1 protein-coding gene is annotated in these 2,306 nt (G+C 72.5%); it reads left to right on the top strand.

Going from position 1 to position 2,306, the window contains the following annotated elements; genetic code table 11:
* Positions 1 to 1,857 (top strand): SpoIIE family protein phosphatase (locus IH13_RS0133920; protein ID WP_031090623.1); only part of this gene is annotated, 1,857 nt, incomplete at its 5' end.
* Positions 1,858 to 2,306: the final 449 nt, after the last annotated feature.

The following is a 2,306-nucleotide window of genomic DNA, read 5'->3' as shown; positions in this document are numbered from 1 at the left end:
GAGGAGGGGCAGCGGCTCGACGCCATGGTCTCCGAGGCGCTCAAGAGCGGCCGCGAGAACTACGGCGCCTACTTCCGCAGGAGGCGGCGCGACGGGACGCTGCGCTGGACCCACACCCAGGGCTTCGTCCGCCGGGACGGGGAGGGCCGCCCGCGGCGGATCATCGGCATCGTCCGCGACGCCACCCAGGAACTGGCCGACTCCGACACCCGCCGGACGGTCGACGAGGAGCGGCGCCGCCGTACCAGCCTGGTGCAGAGCACCACGGCGACGCTGGCCCACGCGCGCACCGTCAAGGACGTGACGGACGTGCTGAAGAACTCCCAGGGCCTCGCGCACCTCGGCGCCACCAGTCTGGTCATGGGCCTGCTGGAGGGCTCACGCATCCATCTCGTCGCCGACGGCCCGGAGGGTGCGTACGTCCCGGGCACCCGCTACACGCGGGTGGACGAGCCCTATCCGATGGGCGAGGTGATCCGTACCCTCAAACCCCGCTTCATCGAGAGCGCCGAGGACTTCGCGCTCTCGTACCCGATCCTCTGGCCGGACATCAGCCACCTCGGCATCACCGCGGCCGCCTATCTGCCGCTCATCGCGCAGGCCCGCCCCATCGGCGCGCTGGGCCTGCTCTACGGCGACCGGGAGGGCTTCCCGGGCGACGAGCGGAACCTGCTGGTCGCCCTCGGCAGCTCCATCGCGCAGAGCCTCCAGCGGGCCATGCTCTACGAGCAGGAGCACGATCTCGCCGAAGGGCTCCAGCAGGCGATGCTGCCGCGCCGGATCCCCGAGGTGGCCGGCGCACAGGTCGCCGTCCGGTACCGCTCCGCGCGGCTGGGCCAGGACATCGGCGGCGACTGGTACGACATCATCCCGCTGCCCGGCGGCCGGGTGGGGGCCGTCATCGGGGACGTGCAGGGCCACGACACGCACGCCGCGGCCGTCATGGGACAGCTGCGGATCGTGCTGCGCGCCTACGCCGCCGAGGGGCACCGGCCCGCCACGGTGATGGCGCGGGCCTCCGTCTTCCTCCACGAACTCGACACCGACCGCTTCGCCACCTGCTCCTACGCCGAGGTGGACCCCGTCACCGGGGTGGTCCAGCTGGTCCGGGCCGGCCACGTCGACCCGCTCGTCCGGGACGCCGACGGGAGCTGCCGGAAGCTGGTGTCCGAGGGCGGGCTGCCCCTGGGGCTCTCGGCGGAGTTCGGACAGCTGGACTATCCGGTCAGCACCATCGACCTGGACCCCGGCCAGACCATGGTCCTGTACACCGACGGGCTGGTGGAACTGCCGGGGGCCGACTTCGACCAGGGCATGCGGCTGCTGGAATCGCTGGTGCGCGACGGACCGCAGGACCTCCAGCGGCTCGCCGACCGGCTCTGCGAGGTCGTCGACGAACGCGGCGGCCAGGACGACGTCGCGGTACTGCTGCTGCGCCGCGACTCCGCGCAGGCCCCGCACCCCGGCGGCAGGCTCCAGCAGCACGTCGCCCAGAACGACTCGGAGGCACTGAGCTCCTGCCGCCACATGATCAGGGCGGCGGTGCGGGCCTGGGGGGCCACGGACCGCTCGGACGAGGTGGAACTGGCGGCCGACGAGCTGATCACCAACGCCCTGATGCACACCGACGGCGGCGCCATCGTCACCATCCGGATGCTGACGGGCCCCGAACGGCGCCTCCGGGTCGATGTGGAGGACCGGTCCAGCGCCCTGCCCCGGCGCAGGGACGCGGGGGAGTCGGGTGTCTCGGGCCGCGGACTGATGCTGGTGGAGCTGCTGGCGGACGACTGGGGTGTGGACTCCCGAGGCGGTGGGAAATGCGTGTGGTGCGAATTCGCCGTCACCGAGCGCGGCTGAGCCCCGCCGTCGGCCACCGAACCACCGTCGCGGCGGCGGAACGGAACAAGGCGGCCGGGCTGCTGCGCGGGGCGGTCGCCGCCGTGCCCCGATAGATCGGACAGGCCCCCGCGGGGCCGGGGCGCCGAGGCACCCCCTGGTGGACACATGACGAGAGCTGCCGCCTCGCCCTGACCGTGTGCATACGGCTGGTGAACGCCCTGTTTCGCCTCAGGGCGGCACCGTATCCGGCGCTACGCACTCGGGCCGCGGAGGACCACGAGACGGCCCCACGGCTGTTGACGCGGTCCAGTGCTCCGATGAATATTCGTCGAGCGGGGCCTGCACGGTACCGGAGCGACCACCAGGGGGCGGCACGGATGCGGCGGAACAGACTCGGACGCAGCGCGGTCGAGATCACCGAACTCTCCTTCGGCGCGGCGGCCATCGCCAACCTCTTCACCGAGGTC

The sequence above is a fragment of the Streptomyces sp. NRRL WC-3549 genome (assembly GCF_000721935.1).
Lineage (GTDB): Bacteria > Actinomycetota > Actinomycetes > Streptomycetales > Streptomycetaceae > Streptomyces.
Note: the sequence above shows the minus strand (reverse complement) of the source record. Positions and strands in the feature narration are given on the sequence as shown.